Source organism: Streptomyces sp. NPDC094143 (assembly GCF_040303825.1).
GTDB lineage: Bacteria > Actinomycetota > Actinomycetes > Streptomycetales > Streptomycetaceae > Streptomyces.
Map to the genome: position 1 here is coordinate 1 of NZ_JBEOTZ010000061.1, position 26,076 is coordinate 26,076.

A 26,076-nucleotide genomic window follows, 5' to 3' on the forward strand; every position below is an offset into this window, starting at 1 on the left:
ACCAGGACCAGCAGACCCGCCTGCAGCCCTTTGGTGGCCCAGTCCTCGAACATGCTGATCCACGAGTCGCCCAGGTCGTCCAGCTGACCGGCCAGAATCGTGTGGTGCACCGTGTTCACCGGACACCTTCCGTTGCGGCAGCTCCCGTGCCGAGCGCGGAGATCTCCCACCTGCCCGAGCGGGCCGCGAGCGTGAACTCGTAGGCCAGCGGCCACCGGCCGTCCTTGCCGCGGGCTTCCACTTGCGCTAGGACGCGGGCCTTGGTGCCATCGGCCGGCACGGTCACCGTGGTGGCCGTTTCCTCGATGGCGGAGATCTGCTGCACCGTGACCGCCCTGTAGGGAGCGGGAGTGACCGGGAGCAGCTTCACGCCGGGGGCGAGGTAGCGGTCGACCTCTCCGGCACCGGTGAGGTAGGCAGCGAGGAACTGCTCGACGGTGGAGGACAGATCACCTTCCGGCACACTCTCCCGGTACGGCGATGCCGGCATCTCCCTCCGGGCCGGCCCGGCCACGACGCCCGGCGCCCCGGTGACCGTGAACGAGGCGCCCGTGCGGTCGGTGGCCACCGGCACGGCGTAATAGCGCACCGATGCGTCGGCGTACTGCGCAGCCACCGTCACCGACCACACCCCCTGCGCGCGCTGCGCAGTGCGCACCGCCGTCACTACCTGCGGTGCCGGCTGCGCACCGGTGGCCGGCTCGGGCAGATCGACGCCGGGCGCCATCGACTGCGCATGCCGGGCTTGCGCACTCGCCTCGTCCTTGGTGCTGCTGCGCAGCCACGTGTGGAGGAACAACTGCGCATAGCCGGCCGGGCCGGCTGCCACCGTCGTGACGCGTGCGGTGGTCGGCTTAGTCGAGGACGCTGTCTCGACCGTGGTCGGGGTGGAGGTGAGGGTGATGCCGAGGGCGATGGGGCCGGCCGCGATGACGGTCCACACCGCCAGGCGTGACACGCGCACCCGGCGCCGCATCGCCTCCAGCCGGGCGCCTGCCGCCATCGGAGCAACGGCCTCGCTGCGCGAAGCCGGCTTGCCAGGGGACATGGTCGAACTCCCAGGTCAGAACGGACGCTTGCGCCCTCGACATAAGCGACCGGGTCTGACCTGACCACCGACCACGAGGCCCCGACCACGATCACGATGCGCATACGGCATCCGTGGTCACAGTGGTGGACAGCCCGACCATGAGTCCGACTACGGGGCGCGGGCGTGCCGACCACGGCTTACCCGTGCGTCAGACCGGGTTCTCAGCCCTGGAGCGCGGCATGTGACCGGCAGGCGGCTGCGCACGCTGCGTGGCCCTCGTGCCGCGATGGAGCCTGTGCAGCGGGCTCACGAACTGCGCACCATCAGAGGCGCCGTCGGTAGGTTTGTGCAGCCCTCCCACACACATGCGACTGCGCAGACCTCTGCGCACCTCGTCCTTCGTCGCGCCTATCGCGTGCGCGCCGCGTCGACGGGGTGCGTGCCTCGGTCCCGACCATGAGAGCGACCACGCCGGTGTGTCGACGGTGTTGCCCGATCGTGATCCATGGTCGGGAGCGATGGCTGCCGAGGTGGTCAGGGGCTGGGGTTGGGCTGTCGGCATGGCACCCCTACGCATCTGCCGATCGCGCAGCGTCAGTGGCGGCCCCGCTTCGGCCGGCCGGGTGCGCTGGCGTGAGTGGCGACCGCGGTCATCGCCACAGGAGCAGCGGTGAGCCGCTTCGGGGCGGGAATTCGCCGCGGCGTGATGAGCGCGGATCAGTTCACGCAGGTGGCCAATGCGCTGTTTCGCGATGGGCGGTTGTCGTTCAAGGCGAAGGGAATCTTCGGTTACCTCAGCACACACCGCAGCGGCTGGCAGGTAACAGTCGCTGACCTGGTGCGTGTGGGGCCGGACGGGCGTGAAGCGGTCCGCACCGGCCTGCAGGAGCTGGAGAAGCACCGGTATCTGATCCGGGAACGTCTGCGGCGCCCCGACGGAACCCTCGGCGAGATCATCTACTGCATCACCGACCGCCCCGCCACGCTGGACCTTGCATGGGCCGAGGCCGGCACGCAGGCCACCTCCCCGCCCGCCGGTCACGGACGGCGGGCGGGGATCCGGCGCGGGGTGATGGCAGCCGATCAGTTCACTCAGATCGCCAACGCCTTGTTCCGCGACGGCACGTTGAGTTTCAAGGCCAAGGGGTTGTTCGGCTTGCTCTCCACCCACCGGGAGGGCTGGCGCATGACCGTCACCGATATCGCCCGCGCGGGCAGGGACGGCGAATCCGCCGTGAGAACCGGTCTGAAGGAACTGCACAGCCACGGCTTCCTCGTGAGGGAACGCGAACGCGGCCCGCACGGCACTCTGGGCGCCGCCGCCTACGTCATCACCGACCTGCCCGCTGCGCGGTCCAGCAGGTCACAGCCAGAATCGGGTTATCCGCGCGTGGATGACCCTACGTTGGCTGACCGGCCCCTTAAGAACACCAACAGAAAGAAGACCACCCAGCCGAAGACCAGACCCCTCCCTCCCGCCGCCCGCCCCGCACGATCACGGATTCAAGCACCGCCGCCATCACGGACCGCGCCAGCGCCGACGGACCTCACACCCGGAGTACGCCTGCTGCTGGAGATCGGCGCCCGGCGTCCCGAACTCCTGCTGACCGGCCAGGCACTGGCGGATCAGGGCACAGCGGTTTCGGCGATGCTGAAAGCCGGCTGGACGCGCGTACAGCTCAACCACGTCATCAGCGCTCGCCCTTTGCCGAGCCCGATCCGCACCACGCTCGGCGCGATCATCGCCGCCCGACTCCGCGCCGCACAGGCCTACCCACCACCGGCCACCGTGACCGAACACCACGCCACCCCAGCAGGACACCCGGTGGAAAAGCACCCGACCACCCCCACCTCCGCCGCGGCACGCACCGTGAGCGAAGCACTCGCTTACCGGGCCCTGGTCGAATGCGCCGGCTGCGGCGTCCCCGGCACCGCACCCGGCGAAAACCTCTGCCCGGCCTGCCTCAACTGGCCGCCCTGCCGCACCTGCCCCGGCCCCACACCCCGGCGCGCACACCCCCACAGCGACGGCCGATGCACCACCTGCGCCTCCATCGCCACAGGGGCAAGCCCTCTCACCGGCCGCCGACGGAGTAGCCAACCGACCGCACTACGCCGCACACACCACCGCTGAAGGGAACTGACCCCATGCCCGAGTCTGAGTCCGCATTCGGCCCGGCTGCCCGCACACGGGACGTCTACCTGCTCTTCGCCCACGAGCCGTACTACCCCGGCCCCGACACCCGCGAAATCAACACCACCGTGGTGGCCGCCGACTCGCTGCTGCACCCGCATGTACGCCAGCCCGACGGCGTGAAGATCCACGACTTACTCACCCGGGGACGCCAGCCGGGCGAGATCATCCCCCTGGCCACCCTCACCCACGAACTCAACGGAGGCGCCGACTGGCCCAGCATCGGCGACTGGGAAGGCGTCACCACCGACCTGGTCCAGCTCGTCCACACCGGCCGATGCGACGCCCTCAGCCTCGGCCTGCCCGAGATCCCGCGCGCCCTGCTCTGCACCGGGCCACACAGCCAGCTACGCGTCCACGACACCGCAGCCGACGACCTCGTCACCTACGGCCCCGCCGAACGAGCCGCGGCACTGGACAAGGTCAGCCTCTTCCTCACCGGCATCGCCACCGAGCGGCCCTTCTGGCCTGGCGACAGCCTCCTGCCCCCACTAGGTCGCCTCACCCCAGGACGCTGAACGGTGCAGCCACGCATTCCGCCGCCCCTGCATGGCAGGGGGATGGACGCCTTTCCGCGACGCCCCGGCACATACACCTCAACGGCTGTGCCTTCGTGCCGGGGATGCCCCCCGGGAAGTGTGGAGGGCGGGCTATGTGGCCTCGGAGCGGCGGAAGACGTCGCTGGGTCCCCAGGGTTTTGACGCTTGTGGGAGCCCCTGGAAGACGGACGTGCGACGCGACCCGCCCGCGGCTGACGCAAGCGGCTTCGAGTAGGTCGGCCTGCAGCCCGCGGGCGGAAAGAGAGTGATCACTTGGTCGTCGGGCGGCGTAGGGAACATTGGGAGGGGTCCGGTATCTCGGCCTGGCAGAACGGTGGCCCCTTGGCGGACAGGGCGTCAGGGACTGTCGCCGCTCATCTGGCGCTGCAGTTCCCACAGGGTCCGGAACAGACCTGGCTCCCGGGTGAGCTGGGCGTAGGTGCCTTCCTGGACGATCCGCCCTTCGTTCAGGACCACGATCCGGTCGGCGACGGCCACGTTGGTGAGGCGGTGCGTGATCAGCAAGATGGCGCGGTCCTTGGCCAGTTCGCGCAGGCCGGCGAAGATCCGGTGCTCTGCGCGGGCGTCGAGGGCGGCCGTGGGTTCATCCATGACCAGCAGCGCCGCATGCCGGTGGAACGCGCGGGTGAGGACCAGGCGCTGCCACTGCCCGCCGGAGAGTTGCTGTCCGCCGAACCACTCACTGGTCAGCAGGGTGTTCAGACCAGAGCGCAGGCCCGGCAGCATCTCCGCGGCGCCGGACGCCTCGCACGCGGCGAGCAGGGCGGCGTCGCTGGTGTCGCCCTGCCCGAACGTGATGTTGTCGCGCATCGTCAGCGGCAGGTACGTGAACTTCTGCGGCACCAGCGCGACGTGCTCCCACGACCCCCACGGGTCCAGGTCCGCGGTGGAGGCGTGGTCCCAGGCCACGTCGCCCTCGGTGGGCAGCAGCAGCCCGCACAGCAGGCGTGAGAGGGTCGTCTTGCCGGAGCCGTTCTCTCCGACCAGCGCCACGATCTCCCCACGCCGCACGTGCAGGGAGATGTTGCTCAGGCTGTTCTTCGGGGCGCCGTCGTAGCGGTAGGTGACGTTGCGGACCTCGAAACGCTCTGGGGCAGCGGTCACGGGCGTGGTGCCGCGGGAGTCGGTCATGGCCTGGCCGTGGGCGTTGTCGAGGAAGTTCTGCCAGTCTTGTACGTACCAGCCGGTGCGCACCAGGCGTGCCCCGCCGTTGATGATGCCGCGCACCGAGCCGGTGGCGGTCTGGAGGGCGAAGACGGCGCCGCCGCCGGCCGCCAGGCTGATCCGCCCGGAGGCCAGGAGCCACAGCAGCGCCGCCCATACCGCGGTCGAGGCAATTCCGCCGGCCACGGCTCCGGCAAGTCCCATCCAGGCACCGGTGTTCGCGGCCTTGCGTTCGGCGGCGTTGACCGAGGCGGCCAGCCGCCGGTACCGGCCGATCAGGAAGGGGCCAGCCAGGCAGGCGCGCATCTCCTCACTGGACTCCTGATAGGCCATGTGCCAGCGCAGCTTGCCCAGCATCCGGCGCCGCCCGGAGGTCTCCAGCCCGGCCAGGTAGAGCACGCGTGCGGAGCGCACGTAGGCGGCGGCCTGGGGCAGGCAGGCGAGGAAGAGGAGGGGAAGGAGCAGGGGGTGCAGGACGGTCAGGACGGTGGCGCCGGCCGCGAGCGTGGCGCTCGCCGCGAGGACGTCCTGCGCTTCTTCGACGAGGTCGGGGGTGACCTGGGCGCCGTGGTCGGCGATGTCGTAGGCGTCGTTGTAGCCGGGCTTGTTGTTGGCGGCCAGTTCCGCGCCGAGCGCGGCCTCGATCATCGTCAGCTCCGCTGCCCGGCCGAGCACGGGGCGCAGACGGCCGGTCAGCCAGACGACGGCGATGCCCAGCAGCGCGCGCAGGCCGGTGGCGGCGGCGATCACGGCCAGCTGGGGGGCGGCGTCCCACAGCCGCTCGGTGATGTCGCCCGAGGAGATCAGCGCGGTGATCGTGCCCGTGACGGCCAGGAGGCCGAGGGCCGCGAGGATGCCGGTTGCGATCTGGCACACCAGCAGGCCGATGGTCGCGCCGCGGTCCACGCGCCAGGCCATCTGGACCGAGCGCCGCACGAGCGAGGGCAGGCGCCGCGCCATGGTGCGGGAGGTCAGCAGGGAGCCGGCCTTCAGCCTCGACTCGTCGCGGTAGAGGTATTCCTCCTCTCGAACACCGGCCTCCTGTGGTTCGTCGTCCGGCGCGGTCCCCTTTGGTGGTTGTGGCGGCTGGTCCTGCGTAATGGCCGAGGTCATCGTTCCCCCTAAGACGGTCGCTGCGGCAGAGTCGTGAGGTCTAACGACACGGCTGCGATATCGAACACACGTCATTCGGTCGTGCTGGGGAGCGTGCTATTTCCTGCGTCAGGGAACCCCGTGGGCGCTGGATCCCTGGTCTGGCTTGGAGGGGCTGTGGGCAGGAAATGGCCGGAACGCCGACATCGCCAAACGCGTGGGCAGCACGGCCGGGCCATCCCGGTCGCTTCTAGAGCGTGTGCCCTTGATTCGCTTGTCGCTTGATCGGATATGTTCGTCCGATTAGTGATCACCGATGAGATGTGGGGCCGGATTGAACGGCCGATCCGGTTCGTGGTCGACGGTGGCCGATCACCGTCGCACCCTGGAAGCCATCGTGTGGAAGTACCGCACCGGGTCGCCCTGGCGGGACCTGCCGGACGAGATCGGCTCGTTCCAGACCGCTCACAAACGCCGGCGGTAGTGCTCCTGGCGGCCAGACTCGTGGGGCAGCTCGGCGCTGCCGTACTCCAGGCCCTCCCAGAAGACGGTGATGTGACGATCAGGCGTTAACTCGGCGGCTGGTGTGGCGTTGCCAGACATCCGCTGCGACTGTTGAAGCGTCCTGTATGGCCTGAGTCAGAGGGTCGGAGATGTTGCCCCGTTCGAGGCCGGCGGAGGCGACGGCAGCGGAGAGTGTTCTGCGCTCGTCTAGGCTCAGCCCTTCGCGGCACACAGGGTGGGCCAGGACGTCTCGTGCGATGTACCCGTCTGGATGCGTCATCGCTTCGCTGGTGAGGCGGCGCATCGTTTCGGCCTGGCGGATCTCTGGGGAGAGGTCAAGCACAACTAGTCCTACACGGGAGCGGAAGACGGCAAGGTCGGGGGCCGAGTCGAGGGCCAGGTAGAGCTGCACCATGTTGTTGATCGGCTCGACTCGGTGCTCGTCGGCTGCCCTGTGGCAGAGGACGGCAAGGGCTGCCGCGACGGGGTGCTCCCATGGCTCCACCAGGGTGCTCTCGTGCAGGAACTTCAGCGCATCGCTGGGCTGCTCGCCGAGGCAGCGGACGAGTACTTCGACTTGGCGCCCGTCGAAGAGTCGCTGGCCTACGCCCCGGTGTCGCCTGCTGTGCGCCCGGGCGTGGTCCCATTCACCTGCTGCGACAAGGGCACGGGTTCCGTCGCCGAGGAGTACGGCCCACAGCCATTGGCACACCTGTTGATGGTCGGAGGGCGACTTCGTGAGGCGCTGGAAGGACGTGGCGCGGCCGTCGATGACCGCTTCCGTCTTCGATCTAACTGCTCGGTTCAGGGAATCGAGCAGGTGGTACGCGCCAGTCCCGTCACCGTCGCGGATGCGCAGTCGGGCCAGGTTGACCAGGGGCTCCAGGGCGTACCGGGCTTCCTGCGCGCCCAAAGGCTGGGCGCGCAGGACGGCCTCGGCGTGTCGCCAGCACAGAGCGCGCGCCAGGTCCGGTATGCCGCAGTCGCTCGCGATCAGCGCCGCCTTGTTGAGGGTGACGGTCGCGGAGGTCACGTTGCCGTCGCGTTCGGCGGCGGCTGCGAGGTCGGTGATCTCGCGGATGCGTTCAGCGAGGGGCGGGCACGCTGGACGTGGACGGGCAACGAGCGGGAAGCGCTTCGCTATCTGGCTGACGTCCATGTCACTGCCATTCGATGACGATGCGGTTCAGCGGGTTGTCGAGGGCGAAGCGGCCGGGCTTCGGCGTGAGCGGGGCCGCGTTGAGCGGCTGGATCTCGAACCCGACGTCGAGCGCCCGGAAGTCCTGGTCCCAGGTGCGGATCTGGTCCGCGACGTCCGAGGCGAGGGCGTCGGGGCCGTGGCCGATGACGCCGAACTCGTACAGGGTGGCGCCGTCGGGGGCCTTCTTCGCGTACGGGCGCCGCGTGAGGTAGGTGAGCGTGCTGCCCTCGAAGACCGCGGTCGAGGACGGGTAGGGTGCGCTGACCAGTCCCTTCTCGATGGCCTCGGCCTTGGTGGGCATCCGGCTCAGGCCGTTCGGCATGGCGCAGGCGAGCCACAGCTCCAGGTACTCAGCCGACTCCGGGCCCCGGAAGGTGACGTCCGTCCACACCTCGGCGCGCGGCTGGCGGAAGATGTCGCTCAGGGCGTCCGCGTCGACTGTCTGGTCTCCGTTGGTGACGAGGGTGACGGTGTTGTCGGGGTCCAGGGGAACGAAGACGCGCGGGTCGTCGGCGATGCCCCTGCGCAGCGGCATGAACGTGTTCATCTGGCTGTCGACGCTGCGCCAGGATCCGTCCTGGTTCTCGAAGGCGATCGAGCGGGAGACGCTGCCGCGCAGGCGCAGAGGGGTGAGGAGCCGTCCGCCGGGGGCGAGCTGGTCGAGCCAGGCGTGCGGAACGCCGTGGGCACCGACTGTGGCTTCGATCCGGTCGTATGGCGCATTGGGGGCGTGGCCCAGGGCTCCGTCTCCGAGGATCACTTCTACGTTGTGGATGTCGGCGGCGACCAGTCCGCGGCGCGCTCCGTCCACGATGTCCTCGTCCACGTCGATCGTAGTGACATGTCCCGTCTCGCCGACGAGGTAGCCGAGGAGTCCGGCGTTGAAGCCGGTGCCCGCCCCCAGCTCCAGGATCTTCTGGCCGGGCTGGACGTCGAGCTGTTCCAGCATCGTGGCGACGATGTCGGGTTGGGAGGCGCAGCTGATGGAGCGGCCGGATCCGTCGAACTTCGTGTCGACGGGGGCGTTGCCGTACGCCATTGCCAGGGAGGCGTTCGGGACGAAGAGGTGGCGGGGTACGGCCCGCATGGCCTCCTCCACCCGGGGCGTGCGCACGCATCCCGTTTCGACCAGATGGTCGATCAACTGGGAGCGCAGACGGTCGGCGGAAGGGGCTTCGATGGTGTCACTGTTCACCCCGTTGACCGTAGTGCTCGGCGTCCCCTCGGCTCGGGTGGACGCGGCGTTGTTGCTCGTTCCCATGACTACCTCTTTCGCGAGTGTGGACAAGGTGTTCTGGTCCTCCGCGGGGAGGCCCAGACGGTTGAAGTGGAAGATGCCGTGGTGGGCGATCACGGCCCGCAGCCCTCGTTCCAGGCGGCCCTGGCGGTTGAGGTCGGCGAGCTGCTGGCCGAACCACTCGAACGTGGCTATCCACTCGGCCAGCGGCGCGAGTCGGCCCTGGGTGACGCTGCGGCTGGTGGTGCTGACGTCGACGGTCATCAACCGGTGGACAGCGGCCCGGTGCCGTTGCGGAGTGCGGACCTCGTCGCCGGGGCGTTCGGCCGCGATCTTCGCCCAGACGTCGCCCTGCTCGTACCAGTCGAGTCCCGCCGCTCGCATCGCCACGCTGAGCAGGAGGACCGCCAGTTCGCGGCGGCCGAGCTGGGGGCTGCTGGCTGCCTGCTGGCGGGCCGCCTCCTCTAGCAGGTGACGGCTGTCGTAGTGGAACAGGGTGTGCGCGATCTTCATGCCCGCCGGACCGCCGAAGGCCTTCTCTTCTGGTTCGTAGATGCCCCGCGTCCAGGAAGCGAGGACGCCGGCGTCGACCAGCTCGTCCAGGGCAGCGTCCAGGACCTTCGCCGAGTCTGGGCCCGCGGCTCGGTAGCGCAACCGCCACCAGGGGTACTTCCGCAGGAAGGACCACTGGGCCAGTTCCGACTCCTGGGCGGTCAGCACCGGGAGCAGATGCTCCACGGCGGTGGCCTCCGCGCGGCTCCAGTCGGTGAACCGGATGAGGCGTTGCGGCCATTCGTCCTCTGCCATGTTCCCTCTTCTCTTCGTTTAGTTGGTTAGGAAGCAGGTGTCCCACCCGGACGCGGGCGGCGTTGCGGTGTGGAAGGCGTTCAGGGCGAGGGCGGTGCCTGCGGCACCTTCGAGGAGTCCGATGTCGCCGCCGCTGGGCGGGTTGATCAGGGAGTCCGCCAGGGTGCCGGGCGCGGTGTCGGTGATGGGGGCCAGGAGCCGGGGCAGGCATTCGGTGAGTTCGGGGGTGAGGGCGTCGGCGGCAGCGAGTTGCGTGATGTGCGCCAGGCCGGCGAAGCCGTGGCACAGGGAGAGGTCCATGGTGGCGCCGAGTTGGCCGGGGTCGGTCATGGCGCGCAGGAGAGCGCGTTCGGCTGCGAGTTGGCGCGTGGGGTCGTTGAGGGCCAGGGCGGCGAGTTGCTGGGCGCGGGCGAGTCCTGCGGTCCCGTAGCACCAGGATGGCCGGGAGGGTCCGGGGCCGGTTGTGCCGGAGCGCAGCTGTTCGCGGGTGATCCAGTACGGCCACCACGGGCCGGCGGGACCGTCCTGCTGCCAGTGGTCGAGCCAGGCCAGGATGCGCGTGATGGCGTCGAGGTGGCCGTCGACGGTGACTTCGCGGCGGGCCGCGAGGGAGAGCACGGCGAGGGGGCCGCCGATGCCGTGGGCGACGCCGTTGTTGGCGTGTCCTTCCGGATACTCCGGGGAGATCGTGCCGGAGGGGTCGAGGTGGCTCCACCAGCCGGGCAGGAGTTCCCCGTCGTGCTTGACCGGCTCGGTCAGCCGGACCAGGTAGGACAGAATCCCGCGGAGGACGTCGGTGTGAATGTCGCGGTGCAGCAGGAGCCCGCCCATCCCGCTCAGGCCGCGAATCGCGTCGAACTCCGCCAGCGCGGGCATCTCGCCGCGGTCCATGCGGGTGTGGGCGTCGGCGAGCTGGTCCCGGATCGCCGCTGTGACGTACCGGTCGAGGGTGTCCAAAGCGCGGGCGTAGCGTCCGGGGCGGTCGGCGGCGGCGTGCAGGGCGAAGGCGAGCGCGGGCGCCCCGTAGTGGAGGTGGCTGTTCGGGCCGACGACGGCGGGTTCGGCTGCGGCGCAGGCGAGCCAGTCGTGGGCGCGCTGCCACGGCCCCAGCTCGGTGCGGGCTCGCTCGATGTGCAGTAGCGCGACACCGACCGCGCCGTGCGCGAGCGACTGCGGCCACCAGCCTTGACGGTGATGCAGCCCTCGTACTTCCTGCGGCGAGGCGAGCTGCTCGGTGATCGTGTCGGCGGCGGCCCGTGCGCTTTCACGCAGGTTCATGATGATCTCCTCGGTGAGTCCAGGCCATTGCGGCGGCGTGGGCCAGCCGTACGCACATCCGCTCGTCGTCCTTGTCGATGCCGGCGGCGCGGATGTGGTGGGCGTGCAGCAGCGAGTTGAGAACGAGGTCCGGGTCGATGCCACCACCGGACGCGTCCAGCTCCTGCCGGTAGCGGGCCAGGGCTATGTCGCGCTCGCTCCAGGCGCTGGCAATGGCCGCCCCGCCGGGGACCGCGCGCAGAGCCGCCCAGCCGTCGGCCGGATCGGCCAGGCGCACCGCCTGACCACGCACGGCGCGGTCCATCGGGCGCGGGTCGGTGATCCGGCCGTGGGCGATCAGCCAGTCCATGCCGGCCGCGGTGCTGCCGGTGAAGGCGGCGGCGAGGGAAACGAAGTTCGCGGCGGTTAGGACCTGCCGGTGCGGGCGGGGGCTCTGGGCGAACTGGACAGCCAGGGCTCGGGAGTCAGCGGCGAAGACGTCCTCGGCCAGGCTCATCAGCGGCCCGGGGCCCCACCGGCCGGTCTCCGGGTAGGAGGTCGCGAACTGCATGTCGGTGAGGAGCCCGGTACGGCGCAGTCCGTTTGCCCAGGCACTCACGCGCTTCGCGGTGACCGCGAAGTCCTGCTTGCGGGGGAGCGCGATGCGCAGCCGCAGGTGCCAGCGAGGGTCGCGGTAGCGCATATACCACCAGGTAGGCGGCGCGCCCCACTGGCCGAGCAGCGCGGGAAGGTGGTCGGCAAGGATTTCGGGCTGCCGTTCGATGTGCCCGTACAACTTGACCAGCAGCCAGGAGGCGGCGCCGGGAAGGTGCCCGTGGTCACGGGTGACGAGCCGGTCGGCGGTGATGGGCGGGACGGTCGGCCAGTTAGGCGGGCGGACGGCCGTCATCGGGGCGATGATCTCGTGGGCCCGTCCGTCGAACCAGCCTCCGTCGGATTCCGCTTCCGTCAAGATCGCCGATTCGTGGGTGTCCAGGTGGGCGCGCAGTAACGCGAGGTGCGCGCGTTCGCAGAGGTCCAGCGGCAGGCACTGGTCGCCTTCGGCGAGTGTGACGTGGTCAGGAATTCGGCGGCGTGCGCGCCACCCGTCGGCCGCCTTGTGCCACTCCTCCCAGGAGGCGCGGCGGTCGGGCAGTTCCAACCGGTCCAATTGCCACCGCGCCGGAGAGAGGATCACGCGGCCGTAACGCACGCGCGGAAGGTACGGCAGGGCTGCCGCGGACGCCCAAGGGAACACGGTCAGGACAGCGGTCTGGGAGCGGCTGATCTCGGTGAGGAAGCGCGCGAGCGGCGGTGTGTGGCCGCGCAGGTCCAGCGCGTGCAGCGTCATGGGGTCCAGCAGGCACGCGCGGGAGAGGGAGACGAGGTAGAGCCTGCGGTGGTCGCAGCCCACGGCGAGGTCGTCGAGCGGGATCGTGCGCGCATCCACCTCACGGTGCTCCGCGAGGCTGATGACGGCTGGCAGGAGTTCAGCGACCCGGGTGACGTTGGTGTCGCCCCGGTCGAGTGGAGCGAAGGAGACCTGCGTGGGAATCGAGCCGGGCGTGTTGACCGGCAGCTCCTCCAGCAAGGCGCCTATGCTGGCTTGATCAACTGGTGTGAGCAGTCCCAGACTTCTCCCGATCGTGGTACCGATCCCGCGAGATGGGGCGATGCCGTGGAGGGCGAAATCCCCTCCCTCCAGGGCCTCTCGTGATGCCGCGCGGATCTGGAAGCGCAATTCCGTGTGGGCTGGCACCTGCGGCGCGTCTCGGTCTCCGACCGTCAGCGTACGGATCAGGTCCTCGTCCAGGCTGATTTCGTCGCGGCCGTCGAGGACGGCCGCTTGGGCGAGGGAGAGCAGCCGCTGTTCACGGGTGGTCAGGGCCTCACGCTGTTCAGGTTCCGCGTCGCGGTATCCAGCCGGGAACCCGAGGCTGACGTCCGGGTCCACCAGGTCCCGGACCGGGACGAGCGAGTTGATGCCGTATCGCTCGAAGAACCGGTTGTGGAAGTCCTTCCACGCCGGAGTGCCGAAGGGGTACGCAGTCAGCCGGGCCAGCACTGTGACGGCCTGCTCCGCCTCGCGGGCAACCTGTGGGGGCAGAGTGAGGGAGCAGTCCATGCGCAGGTCCAGCGTGAGCGGCTGGGTTTTGACGGTGCTCATGGCGGTCATCTTCTGACGTAAGGCGGTACGCAGGCGCTGGCCGTCCACCGGGGCGTGGACCTGGTTGTGCCGGGCGATGGCGTCGCGGACCGCCCGCAGGTCGGCCACGAGGTCCGCGGCCGACGGCGTGGCGGCTGCTTCCGCCTGCTCGACCAGGTGGTCTAGGGCATCGGTGGTGGCAGAGGGCGCGTGCAGGCTAGTGATGAGCGCACCGCGTTCGACCAGGCTGCTGATGAGCCCTTCCACCCGGTCAGCGGGAACGTCGGGGTACTCGGTCCTCATCAGTTCGACGACCGCATGGACGGGGACGGGCGAGGCAGCGGCGTCGATGGCGACACGTACGGCGTCGGTGTGCCGGAGGGACACTTCGGCCGCCGGGCTGCGTTCGGTGCGGTGTGAGCTGGGCGGGTAGGGCACGATCAGCCGATCGCCCCGTACGAAAATGGTGTTGTTGGCCATCACATGCAGGTGCCGCAGGAGTTCAGGGTTTGCTTCTAGGCGGGTGATCAGGTCTGCGATCCAGTCGCCATCGGCACGGATGACGGGTCGGTGCCGCTCACCCCAGGACCATCCCAGTCGTTTTTTGAACGAGGCGGGCGCGATGCCGGCGAACAGGCCGTTCGGGGTCGCTCGGCCTGTCATTCGCAGCAGGTACCGCATGACCGACACCATTGCGCGGCGGAGCTGACGGGCCTCGGGGCTGGCCGCTGAGCACAGGGTCTTTACCTGTTGCGCGAGCAGGGGGCTGGCCTGCTCGATGGAGTCGGCGGCCTCGGACAGCGCCCAGACGTCGCGCAGCCATGTCTGCCACCGCACCTGACGGCCGGGGGTGTCGTCGGTGAGGTCCGGCCATGCGGGAAGTGGTGGCAGCTTCGTGTAACGGGCGGTGCGCACCAGCGCAGCGTCCGCACACCGGTACAGAGGGCCGTCCTTGCTGGAATCCATACACCCTCCCGGATGGTGTCGTGTTGGGGTGCCAGCCCGCGCGGCGCATGGCGCGCGGGCTGGCAGATCAGTGCGCCGGGGTCAGGCCGCGTTGGTGGCGCAGGACCCGTTGCAGATCGGCTTGCAGCCGTCGTCGGTGAGGTTGATCACCGTGGCGGAACCGTCGCCGGACTCCAGGACGCTGATGTCCAGGTCAAGCGCGTCACCGCCCACCGTGGCGGCCGGGGACGGCGCCTGGCCCTTGATCGTGTTCGCGTCATGCAGTTTCTCCCTACTGGTCGTGCGGTGGAAGATGGTCAGGCCACGTTGGTGGCGCACGGGCTGGAGCAGGTGCTCCCGCAGCCGTCGTCGGTGAGGTTGATCAGCGTGGCCTGTCCGTCGCCGGACTCCAGGACGCTGATGTCGAGGTCGAAGTCGTCGTGCTCCATGTGCTGATTCCTCCGTTGTCGTGCGCGGCTCCGTTTGAGCCGCGCGGGACGTGCCGCGTTGGCGGCGCCGGCACGACATGGGTGTCGTGCCGGTGGTCTGGTGTGGTCAGGAGCCGCTGGAGATGCAGACGCTGCCGCAGGTTGAGCCACAGCCGTCGTCGGAGGCGCTACTCGCCCCGACCGTGCCACCCGGATCGATGACGCTGATGTCGAGGTCGAACGGGTCCTGCGCGCAGGAGGCCGAGGCGGCCCTCACGCGCTGGTCGATCACCCTGGGAGTCACGGGAACCCTCCGCATCGGCCGGATGGAACACTTCGATTCGGGGTGTTGCTGTACGGCCGGGCCTGCCCGGTGGGCGGCAGCTGTGTGCCTGCGCCGGTCGGCCCTCCTCGGGCTACGTCTCCAGACACGGAAGCTGCTGTCCGGCAGAGGAGTTGGGGACGGACACGGAGTCCGAGAGGTGAGGGGACCGAGATACGCCGTCAGACTGCTGTGGGCTGCGCCTGCGGGTGGTTCTTCGCGGCCTGGGCCAGCACTCGGGTGAAGTGCTCGGCGCGCTCGTCGCCCTCGGCCTCCTGGGCGCGGAGGTCGCCGAAGCGGGCCCAGTAGCGCCGGCAGACGTTGCTGTCCATCAGCTGGGCGGCGTACCACGGCAGATGGCCGGCAGGGACGAAGCCGAGGCGGTCGCGCAGGCTGAGCATGCAGATGAGCTGGTTGGCCTTCAGCAGCTGCATGTACTCGTTGACGTCCATGTCTTGGGGCGTCCAGAGCTTGGCGATGTCGGGATTGGTGGACATGTGCGCCAGCCAGCCGAGCTGGTTCTGTGTGAGGACTGCATCGTTGCGCTCGGCCTGGTGCCGCGCGTCCTGCCTGAGCCGGGCGGTTGCGACCACGGCGGTGGTGAGGGACACGGCGACACCGGCAGCGATGACGGCGGTGGTGAGCTTCATACGTGAACGGTCCTTCGACTGGAGTGAGGGCGCGGAGGAGTATTCGGATGGTGAGCAGGCAGCGGCTTCGTTCATGCGGCTTCCGGGAACGCGTCAGCCAGGAGGCTTTCGACATGCGGCACCGAGGTGTACCTGCGACGCACCGTGTTGAGAGCGACCGCGATGGGCGGCAGCCCGACGCCGGCTCTTCGCTCGTCCAGTGACTCCGGTGCGCGCAGCGGGCACAGTTCGATGCCGTCTGCTCGCAGGTGGAGCTGGGTTCCGTAATTCTGTTCGTGCCCGCTGGTGATGAGGGCGCGGTCGTGCAGGTGCGCCCAGTGCTGGATGAGCGCGTCGCCGGCGTGGACCGCGCGTTGCAGCAGGGTGGCGGCGGCGCGCTGGAAGTCGGGTTCGTCGTCGCTGTGCAGGGCGATGCTCCAGGCGGCGCGAGCGGCGGCCGGGCCGACGAGGCTGTGGCCGGGCCAGTTGTGTTCGGCCAGGATGCGGCGCAGCACCTTGGTGTTGGCGTGATCGGCGTGACGGCTCTGGCCGAGTTGGACGGCGTCGAGCTGGTTGCGCACTCGTTGGGCCCGGTGCGTGGCCGAGGCCTGGGCGCGGGCGATCAGCTCGCGGGCGAGGTCGGGCCGTTGGGATTGAGCGGTCATCACGTGCTGCCCCGTTCTTCCGGGGTGGCGGCCTGTGGCTCGTGGACGCGGCAGCCGATCAGTGCGCTTAGCCCGGACCGACGCTCGGCGGGGATCTCGAGGCGGGCGACTCGGTCCCCTTCTTGTCCTGGGCCGGATCCCTGTACCTCCCAGCCCATGTTGGTGAGCCGACGCAGGAGGGCGGCGATGGGTTCGGCGTCGAGGGTGTGGCTGGCCAGTGCCTCGGCCCGTACGAGGGGGAGGCCGAGCCGGGCGGCGAAGTCGGATGCCCACAGGGTGATCAGCCGGGTGACGTCGTCGGGCTGGTCGGGCAGGGTGTGGACACCGCCGAGGAAGAGGCAGGGGCTCTTGCCCCATCCGAGGTTGGGCTCGCGCTTGGGGATCATGCAGGCGAGCAGCTTCCCGTCCTCGAACAGCCCGGCCGGCCGCGTCCGCGGGTCGCGGAAGAGGGCCGGGATGTCGGCCCGGGCGGATACCGGGAGACCGCGCAGTGCGAGCCAGCGCTGCCGGTCCTGCACGAGGGCGGCTGCCTCCTCACGTTCGGCGTCCGTGTGTAACGTGCGCATCTCGTATGCGGCGGCCAGGGGCGCCGGGGCGAATGACGCCGCAGGCTGTTGCTCCCCGCGGGCTACGGGAGTGGGGGGCCTGCTCACCGGCTGGCTCCGCCCCGGGCCGGCTGGGCCTGCTCGGCCGTCAGCAGGTTCCAGCCATGGGCCAGAATCACCAGCTGGGTGGTGTCCTGTGCGCCCGTGTCGGCGAGGAGCTGGGCGAGCGCGGCGCGCAGGTCGGCCGGGGCGAGTTGGGCGGCGAGGGCGATGTCGCGGGCGTCGCTGTGCCCGGCGACGGCTCGAAGGAGCAGCAGCTGGTCCGAGCTCAGTTCCGGCGCCGGCCTGTCCACCGTGGGCGGGGCGACCTGCTGCTCGCTGAACAGGCGGTGCACGATCACCGGGCGCTTGCAGCGGGGCGGGCAGTGGAGGCTTTCCCGGATGTAACGCACGTACTGGCGGACGGTCACGGCCGACAGTCCGGTGCGTGTGGCGACCTCCGAGGGTGTGAGGCCGTCGGCGAGGTGCTGGGCGAGGCGCTGAAGGGTCGGCGTCAAGGGAGTGATCGGTGCGCTGGTCGTCACGGACGGGGTCACGGTGTCTCCTTCTCCGCTGAGTGGATGGGCATGGGGAGGGGTGCCGCCGGTCCCCGCGGGGGTGATGGGGGCCGGCGGCACGGGCCCGTGCGCGGCGGTCTGTGGATCCGCGGGCGCCGCGCACGGGGGCTTATGCGGCCGTGGGGTCGGGGCGTGCCCGGGTGGCTTCGGCGGCGAGGCGTTCGGACCACTGGATGTGGTCCTCGCCGAAGGCGGCGTCGGCCAGGCGGATGCGCTGGACTTCGCCGGTTCCGGCCGGTGGGTAGGTGTGCTGGATGTCGCGCCACAGGCGCTGGAGGCCGCAGTCGTGGTCGAGGGCGTGGGCGCCGTGCAGTTCCATGGCGTCCTGGGCCGACTGGGCGGCCCACTGGTGGCCGAGGTACTTGGCGTTGATCAGGTCGGCGTCGCAGGGCAGGCCCTGGTCGAGCAGGTGCACGCACTGGTAGGCGAGTATCCGGGCGGCGCGCAGGCGGGCTTCCATGTCGCCGATGCGGTCGCGCAGTACGGGCAGGTCGGACAGGGTGCCTCGGTAGCGGGGACGGGTCTTGAGACGGGCGGTGGTGGTGGCGACGATCGCCTCGTGAATGCCGAGGCTGACGGCGGCCAGGTTGGGGCGGCCGTAGAGGATGCTGCTGCTCAGGGCCACGCTCAGCCCTTGGCCGATCTCGCCGACCACGTGGTCCTTTGGAACGCGGACGTGGTCGAGGTCGAGGCGGCCGGCGCCAAAACCGTGCAGGCCAAGGCCCGGACGGTGGTCGGGGACGGAGAGCCCGGGACGGTCGGATTCGACCATGAACGCGGTCAGGGCCTGAGAGGCGCTCACGCCCGCTTCGGCGGTGCGGGCAACGACGAGGTGGGCGCCCGCGAGATGGCTGTTGCCGATATGCATTTTGCTGCCGGTGATTATCCACTCGCCGCCTGCGCGTTCGGCGACGGTCTGGATGCCGCCGATGTGTCCGCCGGCGAGCGGTTCGGTCACGGCGATCGACAACAGCAGGGAACCGTCCGCCACCCTGGGCAACCAGCGGCACTTCTGTTCATGGGTGGCGAAGTGCAGTAGGGCGCCGACAGGGATCAAGATGGCCGCGGCAGCGGCAGAGACCCGCGCAATGCGGTGGACCAGGATCGACTTGGCCACGTGTCCGGCTCCCAGCCCGCCGAAGGCGGACGGGACGGTGACGGCGAACCAGCGCCGTGCGGCCATCAGGTCGGCGACCTTGTGCTCCACCCTGCCCGGAGCGGCCTCCATACGGGCGACGCGCGGCGCGACGTACTCGGCTGCGAAGGCGTCCGCTTCGTCCCACAGCAGGTGGTGGCGGGCGGTGAGGTAGGGACGCAGCGCCGGTGGCGGTGTGCTGGGTGTGGCGGACATGGTCTCCCTCTCCCTGGGTGGAGGTCGCAACGCGGAGCGGCCGGGGATCGCCTGCGGCTCCCGGGTGGGGGTGGCGGAATGGCTAGCGGGCCGGAGCGTGAGCGATGTGTTCCATCACCTGCGCGCCGGCGTTGATGACGATGTCCCTGAGCCGTCGCGCCTCGTCCAGGGACCGCTTCTCGGGGTCGATCACGCACACCGTGCCGAGCACGGTGCCGCTGTCGTGGATGAGCGGGGCACCGAAGTAGGAACGGATCCCGACCGCGTCGACCACATGGTTGCCGCTGAAGCGAGGGGAAGCGTGCACGTCGTGCAGCGGGAGGGCTTTCTTGCGTGCCATGACCTCCGGGCACCATCCGTGGTCGCGGCTCATGGTGCGGCCGACGATGACGTACCCGCTGTCCACCGGGGGTTGATGCAGACCGACGAAGGTCTGCTCCTCAAGAAAGAGATTGACAAACCCGTACAGGAACCCCGCCTGCGTGGCCATGTCGCGGGCCAGCTCGTCGAAGGCCTCGCTCGCCGCGGTGGGAACGCCCAGGTGCTTCAACAGCTCATACCGCTGCGCCAGCGCGGTTGCTTGCTGGGATTGGAGGCCGGTGACGGTGGTGTTGGCCGGGGCGGACGGCCCGCGGGCGGCGCCCCGCAGGTAGCGGCGCGGCAGGGGCAGCGTGGGTGGGGTGGGCGACGGAGTGAGATAGGGGTCGTTGAAGTGCTGTGACATCAGGCGTCCTGGAGGGTGGTAGGGGGCTTGTGGCGAACGCGCCTGGCGGAAGTGTTCGTCACCGCGTGGTCGACGAGGGTCAGCAGGACACCTGCGACGTGGTTAGGGTCCCGGGCGTCACACGTGACCACCGGTACGGAGTTGGACAGTTCGAGGGCGGTGCGGACCTGCTCGGGGTGGTAGCGGTGCGCTCCGTCGAACTGGTTGATGGCGACGATGAAGGGCAGGCCGATGTCTTCGAAGAAGCTGACGGGGGTGAAACTGCTCCCAAGGCGGCGGGTATCGACCAGGACGACCGCGCCGACGGCTCCCTGAGAGAGGTCGTACCAGAGGTCGACGAACCGGTCCTGGCCGGGCGTGCCGAACAGGAACAGCTCCAGCGGTACGGGCGCGTCGGGCAGGCTGAGCCGGCCGAAGTCGAAGGCGACCGTCGTGGTGCTCTTGGACTCGATGCCCGCCAGACTGTCCACGCCTGCGCTCGCTTCGGTCAGGTACTCCTCCGTACTCAGCGGCGTGATCTCACTGACGGAGCCCACGGCCGTGGTCTTTCCCGCGCCGAAGCCCCCGGCGATCACGATCTTCAGCACCGTCGGTGCACCGGCCTGCAGGCGCGATGGACTCTGCAGCGCCACAGTCGGGTCACCCGGCCTGGGGATAGGCGATGGCATCGGGCCACTTCCTCTTCAGGCCTACGGAGAGGGCGGCCAATAGGTGGGTGGTGGGACGTCCATCGGCGTCTGTGCCGGAGGCGGCGTAAGCATCGGTGACGGAGACGACCAGGGCATCAGCGTCCAAGAGGTCCGAGACGAGGATCTTCACCACGGTGACGGGGCGGCCGAGTCGGCCCGCAAGCTCGGTCACCGAACGCCGTCGCTCTCGGCACAGCGCGAGGATCTGCGTGCATTCCTCGGCCTGCGCCGGGCCGGGCCGCCCCGGTCCGGCGTCCAGCACGGTGTCCAGAGCAAGCAGGTGCCGCGGCTTGGTGCGCCCGCGCGTCACGGTGTAGGTCCGCACGAACATCAACTCTTCGGCTGTGCGGCCGTGTGCGGTCACTGGGCTTCAGCGCCCGTGCCGACGCGGACGGGGATATGCATGTAGGGGGCGAACTTCCCCACCAGTCGACCCGTCTCGTATCCGACGGCGCCCGCGTCGGCGTCCGTGGTGGCGATGACAGCGAGAACGGTGTCCACCACACCCCGTTCGTTGCCGGGGTGGCTTTCGAAGGCGGCGCTGCGCCCGGCGCTCTGGACGAAGAACAGACAGTCGTCTCGCTCGATGATGACCTGCCTGGCCGACCGCTTCTTGTGGCTGGGACCGGTGATGTTGGCCGCAAGGGAGGCAACTCCGCTGAACGCGGCGGACAATTCGTCCGCCCAGTCCTTGTCGACGTCGCTGTCCAGCAGCCGCAGCCCGTCCCGCGACAGCAGCACGGCGTGCGTGACGCCCGTGACGTCGGAGGCGAACTGCCGCAGCAGCCAGGCCATGTGCTCCCGCTGTCCGCTTGCTGTCGTCTGGGAGGCGGGCGGGGCACTGGCCGCGTGGTTCATTTCAGGGTGGGTGCTCATAAAGATCGCTCCAGAAGAGGGGAAGGGGCAAGGGTCAAGGCTTGGGCTGCTGCGCCGCGGGCGGAGAAGATCCAGCAGTTCCCCCGGCTTGGAAGCCCTTGCGGAAGGCGGCTGCGAGCCCTGGCGTCGCCGCGCTCACTGGGGCTTGCTCCCGCTGGTGCGGTGAACGGAACGAGCCGGTCTGACGTCTACGCGTGGGAAGAGCGGGCGCAGCACAGTGACCTGCCTCTGCGGCTCCCGGCGCCCCTGCCGTGCCGGGGGGCGCCGCCCGCTCCGTCCTCGGGGTGGCTGGAGTCGCGGCAACCTGCTGCGGCTGCGATACGCAGGGGCGGGGGTCCCTGGACGGCGCGCCCGCACCGTCCACGGGAGGAATCGCTACCAGGAGCCGCGCCGGAATGACGACCAGGGCAGTGGTGCCTCCCGTCACATTCTCCTGCAGGAGCACGGACAGCCCGTGCGACTGGGCGATCTTCGCGGCGACCAGCAAGCCGAGCTGGCCGGCTCGGACTTGACCGCTGACATCGACCTCGTCGGGGGCTTTGAGGAGCTGGTTCATCTGCGCGCGTGTCTGCGGATGCATGGGGATGGCCCGGTCCTCGACCTCGATCGCCAGCCCGTTCGCCACCCGCTGCGCCCGCACCATCACCTTCGTCGCCGGGTCGGAACACTCACAGGCGTTCTCGATCAGTTCCGCCAGCAGGTGCGTCAGGTCCGGACCTACATGCCCGGGCAGACCCACCTCGGCGCCCACCGACCCGGCCGCGACGGCCACACGCGGATACTGCACGACCTCGGAGACAGCGCCGCGCAGCGCGGTCGCGACGGGAACAGGCCGGCGCACACTGCGCAGGGACTGCCCGCCTAGCACCGCCGTGCTCTCGACCTGGCGACGCATCCGCGTCACGAGGTGATCGATCTCGAAGATCTTGGCCAGCAACTCCGGGTCGTCGGTCAGCATCTCCAGCTTGCTCAGTGCCTGAAGGGCCTTGCCGACCAGTGCGTGTTCGCGCATGGCCAGACGGCGCAGCACTTCCAGAAGGACAACGGACTGAGACTCGTCGTGCACGCGTACCAGCGACGTGATGGCCTGCACCTGCAATACACTCATGGCCTGGTTGATCTCGGCGTTCAAACTGGCCGATGGCGGCTCCTGCAGGTCCGGTAACGACGGGCGTCCCCCGCGGCAGAGTTCGTCCGCCGACCACAGCACCGACTTCTCCACGGCCGCCGCTGCCCCCGCGACCGCCGCCAATGCCGCTGCCCGGGCCTCCTCCGCAGCCGTCTGCACGCCTGCTGCGACCGTGCGTGCTCCGCGAGCCGCCAACGTGACGAGACCAGCCAATCCGCACACAAGGCCGGCCAGGAGCCAGCCGTGTCCTATCGCGGACATCGACCAGAAGGAGAAGGCAGCGCTCAGCAGCGCGGCAAGCAGCAGCAGGGGAAGTGCCACGGCGCGGCGGGCACGGTGCAGCGTACGCACGTCGATCGGGGGCCGCCGTCTGCGGTGACCGATCGGGACCGGTCGTGGCGAGAACACACTGTCAGGCATGGAGGAAACCTCGTCAGTGGGGGAGGGCTTTGTCGCAGAACCGGTGAACAGTGATAGGGCGGCGCACATCGCGCCTTGGCGTATGGAGCGGAGTAGCTACTCGCATGGCGCAGGGGGCGGATTTTGCAATGACGTCAGGGCTCCGAGCCGGTTGACGTGCCCGCGAAACCGCAGGACGAGGTCCCTCCACATCAGCCACAATTTCGGGCAACGGTGAGACTTCGCCCAGCACCAGCGTCACCGTCTCCGTCGCGGACACCGCTTGGTCACGCCGCACACTCGGCTCACCAGGGACGTGGTTTCGTCGGTTCTGATGACTGCGTGGGCAGGACGCCCGGCGAGAGACCAGCGAGATAGGCATGACACAACTCCTGCGAAAATCGAGCCAAGTTGGGCGAGAATCACCGTGCACCGCCCTGCCCTCGGCTGGCGTGCAAGGTGAGTGATCCGGCCGCTACGTTGAGCGAACCGCGTATCCCCGCTGGGGGGTATGCCTGCGCGGCCCTCAAGGCCGTCAAAGGCGTCAAAGATCATTTCGGAATCGAAGGGCAGTCCATGGCCCGTGAGCGAAACATCGCACTCGCCGCGCTCCTGCGTGAAGCGGGCTGGTCCCAGCCCCAAGCAGCCGCCGCAGTTGCTCGCGTTGCCGCGGAGAGCGGTGCACGAGAGCTGACGGCTATCTCCCGCTCGCACATCGCCATGTGGATCCAGGGCACGAAGCCAAGTGGACAAGCGCCTCTTATCCTGTGTGAGGCGCTGTCGCGCAGGCTCGGCCGACGCGTCACTCTCGCTGATCTTGGGCTGGAAGACGGGCCGACAGGCTCGACCGACAGTAGTTCTGACTGGAGCGTCGACCCTCTGACCGTGTTGGCTGAGCTGGGAAGCGACGATCTGGACATGCACCGACGCAAGCTGCTGGCGACCACCGCGTACTCGGCCGCTGGCCTCGCTCTGCCCCCCAGCGCGTGGTGGGCGACCGCCTCGTCTGCGGCGGCATCGCGCCCAGCAGTCTCCCCACGGCTGGTGACCCAGAGCGACATCGACGACGTCCGCCACCTGACGGCCTTCTACTCCGCGCGGGACCAGCAGCGTGGTGGAGCCTCGGGGCGCTCGGCCCTAGCCGGCCATCTTCGCGACGAAGCGGTGCCGCTCTTGGGCAGCAGGTTTCGAACGGAACGACTCCGCCGTGATACGTACTCGGCCGTGGCCGAGATGACCTACCTCGCTGGCTGGATGGCGTTCGATGCCTCCGAGCACCGCACCGCCCAGCGCTACCTCAACCTCGCCGCACGCATCGCGGCCGAAGCAGCAGATGGACCACTGGGCGGCCACATCCTGCGCGCCCTCGCCCACCAAGCAGTCGACCTCGGGCACTCACGCAGGGCCCTCGACCTGGCCGACGCCTCCATGACCCGCACCCATTACGGCCAGGCCAGCTCGCGCGAGAAGGCCCTGCTCTCGATCGTCCACGCCCGAGCCCTGGCCGCCGACGGCGACCGCCCCGGCACCATCGCCGCCATCAGCCGCGCGGAGCGGGACCTTGCCCGCGCCGATGATCAGGACGCTCCCGACCGCGTCAGCTTCTTCCAGGAAGCCTCCCTCGCACACGAGACCGCCTGCGCTTTGCGAGACCTGGGCAACCCCATCGATGCGGAAATCCACTTCCAGCGCAGCGTCGCCACCCGTCGCCAGCAGCAGTACGCTCGCACTCACAGCGTGACCCTCGGCTACCTCGGTGCCGTCCAAGTCCAGCAAGGACATCTCGACGAAGCATGCGGCACCTGGGCACAAGCTCTCGACGCCATGGCCGGCGTCCAGTCCGGCCGAGCCCGCGACGTCATTGTCCGCATGCAGAGAGACCTGTCTCCCGTCCGCCAACGCGGAGGCCGCCACGTCGCCGAACTGGACCGCCGAGCACGGGAAATGCTGCGCGCCATAAGCTGACTACGCGGCAGGTCTGCAGCTAATGACGGCAGCTGCTGAACATGCGACCCCGTTAGAGAGGAACGAGTACAGATGGCAACGTACGAGGTCGAATCGATCGCAACGGTGGTCGGGGGCCACACCCGCGTGCAGGACGATTACCAGGGCGGAGTCGAGTCGGTCATCCGACTCAACGAGGCATACGCCCTTGAGACGCTGCAGGGAATCGAAGAGTTTTCCCACCTGACGGTGACCTGGCTCTTCCACTTGGCGCGACCGGAAGACGTTCAGCTCCACGCACGCAGCCCTCGCGGGAATCCGGACTGGCCGCCGACCGGTACCTTCGTCCACCGCAACCATCGGCGTCCCAATCAACTAGCGATCAGCTACCCGCGGCTGCTCAAGGTCAAGGGACGGGACCTGGTGGTCACCGATCTCGACGCTGTAGACGGAACGCCCGTGATCGACTTGGCACCGTACTTCGAACAGATGGGGCCTCGTGGCCCGATCCGACAGCCTGCCTGGCCCGGCGAGATGCTCGAACCGAATTACTGGGCAAAGGCAAGCGAACGGCCCTCGGAGCACCCTGTGTGACAGAAGCGACTGAACGGCCCGGCGGAACCCCGGGGTCGGGCTCCAACTCGGCGTGATCGAGGTCGGGGGCAGCGACCTTCCCCTGTAGCGCGCGGTGCACAGGGGAAGACGGCCCCGGAGTCGTGGTGCACGAAACACCCCCGTGCCGCGGGGAGGACCTGGGCCCGACGACGGGCTGGGAACTCACTATCGGAGCACCCCGTGTCGGCGAGGAGGACGCGGATGTAGGCCGGCCAGTGCTGGCTGGCGTCGGAACACCCCCGCGGACGCGAGGGTGTTCGGAGGGGAGATCGGTGACCGCAACGTCGGATGGGACGCGGACGACGAGTACGAGTGGGTGCGGTGGACGACACTACAACCCGTGGCGTGACCTGATTACCGACGTCCGCGCTCTGCGCCTGACCGTTTGCGGCATCGCCGGCAAGCTGCGCTCGATGACCACGCGATAGCACCGCCTCCCCGACAGCGCCCGCGGCCGGCACCAACGGCGAACGCGGTGGGCCGCTGGCAAATTACGGCACCCGGACCCGGAGCAGCCGTCGCAGACCCGCACTCCGGCTTGTCCAGCGCCGTCGGACACCCGGCCAGCCCAGGTCCCAAGACTACGCAGAACCGGGGATCGCAAACAGCCACTCAACCCACTCGCATCCGTAGCCATGCGGTGAACGGATGAGGCCGGGAGCATGGCCGGATGCCGTGTACTGCTCGGCTGCGTGTGGTGCCGCTGCCGCTAGCCGACGGTGTCCGAAAGGTCAGTGGCTGCGGTGTCAGCGACCAGTTCACCCAGCTGGATGAGGCACTCTCTCTGAGTCCCGGTTCAGGCCGGGCAGCGGCGACGTGTGGGCGGCGGGCATGGCGGTTGTTCACTCCTTCGCGGTGTGCTCGGGCAGGCGGTGGGCGGGGATGACAAGGACCCGGTCGTCGGTGGGCGCCGGGGTGGGGGCGGGCGGCCGTCACCTCGCGGCGTGCCTCTCGTGCAGTTCGGCGGCCGCCGCCCACCACGCCTCGCGCAGCGCAGGATCCTCGC

At 69.5% G+C, this 26,076-nt stretch carries 23 protein-coding genes and 1 pseudogene; 5 read left to right on the top strand and 19 right to left on the bottom strand.

Features of this window, described 5'->3' with window-relative positions; genetic code table 11:
* Positions 1–115: 115 nt before the first annotated feature.
* Entirely contained in the window at positions 116–1,048 is a 933-nt protein-coding gene (locus tag ABTZ58_RS37415) for a conjugal transfer protein (RefSeq protein ID WP_351367116.1), read from the bottom strand.
* Between the two features lie 652 nt (positions 1,049–1,700).
* On the opposite strand from ABTZ58_RS37415, the gene ABTZ58_RS37420 reads away from it, so the two are divergent.
* Positions 1,701–3,164 (top strand): hypothetical protein, encoded by a 1,464-nt coding sequence (locus ABTZ58_RS37420; RefSeq protein WP_351367119.1) that lies wholly within the window; start codon positions 1,701–1,703, stop codon positions 3,162–3,164.
* Positions 3,165–3,178: 14 nt separating this feature from the next.
* A complete protein-coding gene (locus ABTZ58_RS37425) occupies positions 3,179–3,742 on the top strand; it encodes a hypothetical protein (RefSeq protein ID WP_351367122.1) in 564 nt (187 codons plus the stop codon).
* Between the two features lie 378 nt (positions 3,743–4,120).
* Here ABTZ58_RS37425 and ABTZ58_RS37430 read toward each other — a convergent pair whose 3' ends face one another.
* Positions 4,121–6,061 carry an ATP-binding cassette domain-containing protein gene (locus ABTZ58_RS37430; RefSeq protein WP_351367125.1) on the bottom strand — a complete coding sequence of 647 codons (1,941 nt, stop codon included), beginning with the start codon at positions 6,059–6,061 and terminating at the stop codon, positions 4,121–4,123.
* A 346-nt stretch (positions 6,062–6,407) separates the two neighbouring features.
* Here ABTZ58_RS37430 and ABTZ58_RS40380 point away from each other — a divergent pair.
* Positions 6,408–6,515: pseudogene (locus tag ABTZ58_RS40380) on the top strand (transposase); the annotation flags it as partial.
* 87 nt (positions 6,516–6,602) lie between these two features.
* Here the strand turns inward: ABTZ58_RS40380 and ABTZ58_RS37440 are convergent.
* The 17 genes from ABTZ58_RS37440 to ABTZ58_RS37520 all read right to left on the bottom strand — a co-directional run bounded on the left by ABTZ58_RS37440 (position 6,603) and on the right by ABTZ58_RS37520 (position 22,532).
* On the bottom strand, positions 6,603–7,703 hold the full coding sequence (locus ABTZ58_RS37440) for a hypothetical protein (RefSeq protein WP_351367128.1): 1,101 nt from the start codon (positions 7,701–7,703) through the stop codon (positions 6,603–6,605).
* Position 7,704: 1 nt separating this feature from the next.
* Positions 7,705–9,789: a methyltransferase, FxLD system gene (gene fxlM / locus ABTZ58_RS37445; RefSeq protein WP_351367131.1), complete on the bottom strand. Its 2,085-nt coding sequence runs from the start codon at positions 9,787–9,789 to the stop codon at positions 7,705–7,707.
* An 18-nt stretch (positions 9,790–9,807) separates the two neighbouring features.
* Positions 9,808–11,067 carry a lanthionine synthetase C family protein gene (locus ABTZ58_RS37450; protein WP_351367134.1) on the bottom strand — a complete coding sequence of 420 codons (1,260 nt, stop codon included), beginning with the start codon at positions 11,065–11,067 and terminating at the stop codon, positions 9,808–9,810.
* On the bottom strand, positions 11,054–14,158 hold the full coding sequence (locus tag ABTZ58_RS37455; RefSeq protein ID WP_351367137.1) for a lantibiotic dehydratase: 3,105 nt from the start codon (positions 14,156–14,158) through the stop codon (positions 11,054–11,056). The genes ABTZ58_RS37450 and ABTZ58_RS37455 overlap by 14 nt, the downstream gene beginning before the upstream one ends.
* An 81-nt stretch (positions 14,159–14,239) precedes the next feature.
* Positions 14,240–14,476: an FxLD family lanthipeptide gene (locus ABTZ58_RS37460; RefSeq protein ID WP_351367140.1), complete on the bottom strand. Its 237-nt coding sequence runs from the start codon at positions 14,474–14,476 to the stop codon at positions 14,240–14,242.
* Complete coding sequence (locus ABTZ58_RS37465; RefSeq protein WP_114658459.1) at positions 14,455–14,586, bottom strand: FxLD family lanthipeptide; 132 nt, start codon at positions 14,584–14,586, stop codon at positions 14,455–14,457. The genes ABTZ58_RS37460 and ABTZ58_RS37465 overlap by 22 nt, the downstream gene beginning before the upstream one ends.
* Before the next feature lie 106 nt (positions 14,587–14,692).
* A complete protein-coding gene (locus ABTZ58_RS37470) occupies positions 14,693–14,869 on the bottom strand; it encodes an FxLD family lanthipeptide (RefSeq protein WP_351367143.1) in 177 nt (58 codons plus the stop codon).
* A gap of 200 nt (positions 14,870–15,069) precedes the next feature.
* Positions 15,070–15,537, bottom strand: a complete 468-nt coding sequence (locus tag ABTZ58_RS37475; RefSeq protein WP_351367146.1) for a DUF6082 family protein — start codon at positions 15,535–15,537, stop codon at positions 15,070–15,072.
* Positions 15,538–15,608: 71 nt separating this feature from the next.
* Positions 15,609–16,184: a DUF6624 domain-containing protein gene (locus tag ABTZ58_RS37480; protein WP_351367149.1), complete on the bottom strand. Its 576-nt coding sequence runs from the start codon at positions 16,182–16,184 to the stop codon at positions 15,609–15,611.
* A complete protein-coding gene (locus tag ABTZ58_RS37485; protein ID WP_351367152.1) occupies positions 16,181–16,747 on the bottom strand; it encodes a hypothetical protein in 567 nt (188 codons plus the stop codon). The genes ABTZ58_RS37480 and ABTZ58_RS37485 overlap by 4 nt, the downstream gene beginning before the upstream one ends.
* Before the next feature lie 83 nt (positions 16,748–16,830).
* Positions 16,831–17,322, bottom strand: a complete 492-nt coding sequence (locus tag ABTZ58_RS37490; protein ID WP_351367155.1) for a DNA-binding protein — start codon at positions 17,320–17,322, stop codon at positions 16,831–16,833.
* A gap of 130 nt (positions 17,323–17,452) precedes the next feature.
* Positions 17,453–18,694, bottom strand: a complete 1,242-nt coding sequence (locus tag ABTZ58_RS37495; RefSeq protein WP_351367157.1) for an acyl-CoA dehydrogenase family protein — start codon at positions 18,692–18,694, stop codon at positions 17,453–17,455.
* An 82-nt stretch (positions 18,695–18,776) separates the two neighbouring features.
* Positions 18,777–19,418 carry a GAF domain-containing protein gene (locus tag ABTZ58_RS37500; protein WP_351367160.1) on the bottom strand — a complete coding sequence of 214 codons (642 nt, stop codon included), beginning with the start codon at positions 19,416–19,418 and terminating at the stop codon, positions 18,777–18,779.
* Entirely contained in the window at positions 19,418–20,005 is a 588-nt protein-coding gene (locus tag ABTZ58_RS37505; protein ID WP_351367163.1) for a GTP-binding protein, read from the bottom strand. Before ABTZ58_RS37505 ends, ABTZ58_RS37500 begins: the two co-directional genes overlap by 1 nt.
* 52 nt (positions 20,006–20,057) lie before the next feature.
* Complete coding sequence (locus tag ABTZ58_RS37510) at positions 20,058–20,471, bottom strand: DUF742 domain-containing protein (RefSeq protein ID WP_351367166.1); 414 nt, start codon at positions 20,469–20,471, stop codon at positions 20,058–20,060.
* Positions 20,468–20,983, bottom strand: a complete 516-nt coding sequence (locus ABTZ58_RS37515) for a roadblock/LC7 domain-containing protein (protein WP_351367169.1) — start codon at positions 20,981–20,983, stop codon at positions 20,468–20,470. The genes ABTZ58_RS37510 and ABTZ58_RS37515 overlap by 4 nt, the downstream gene beginning before the upstream one ends.
* 34 nt (positions 20,984–21,017) lie before the next feature.
* Positions 21,018–22,532 (bottom strand): sensor histidine kinase, encoded by a 1,515-nt coding sequence (locus ABTZ58_RS37520; protein WP_351367172.1) that lies wholly within the window; start codon positions 22,530–22,532, stop codon positions 21,018–21,020.
* A 555-nt stretch (positions 22,533–23,087) separates the two neighbouring features.
* Here ABTZ58_RS37520 and ABTZ58_RS37525 point away from each other — a divergent pair.
* Both ABTZ58_RS37525 and ABTZ58_RS37530 read left to right on the top strand, forming a co-directional pair.
* Positions 23,088–24,476, top strand: coding sequence for an NsdA family TPR-like regulatory protein (locus ABTZ58_RS37525; protein WP_351367178.1), 1,389 nt, complete (start codon positions 23,088–23,090; stop codon positions 24,474–24,476).
* A 72-nt stretch (positions 24,477–24,548) separates the two neighbouring features.
* Positions 24,549–25,049, top strand: a complete 501-nt coding sequence (locus ABTZ58_RS37530) for an SAM-dependent methyltransferase (RefSeq protein ID WP_351367175.1) — start codon at positions 24,549–24,551, stop codon at positions 25,047–25,049.
* The last annotated feature ends 1,027 nt before the right edge of the window (positions 25,050–26,076 follow it).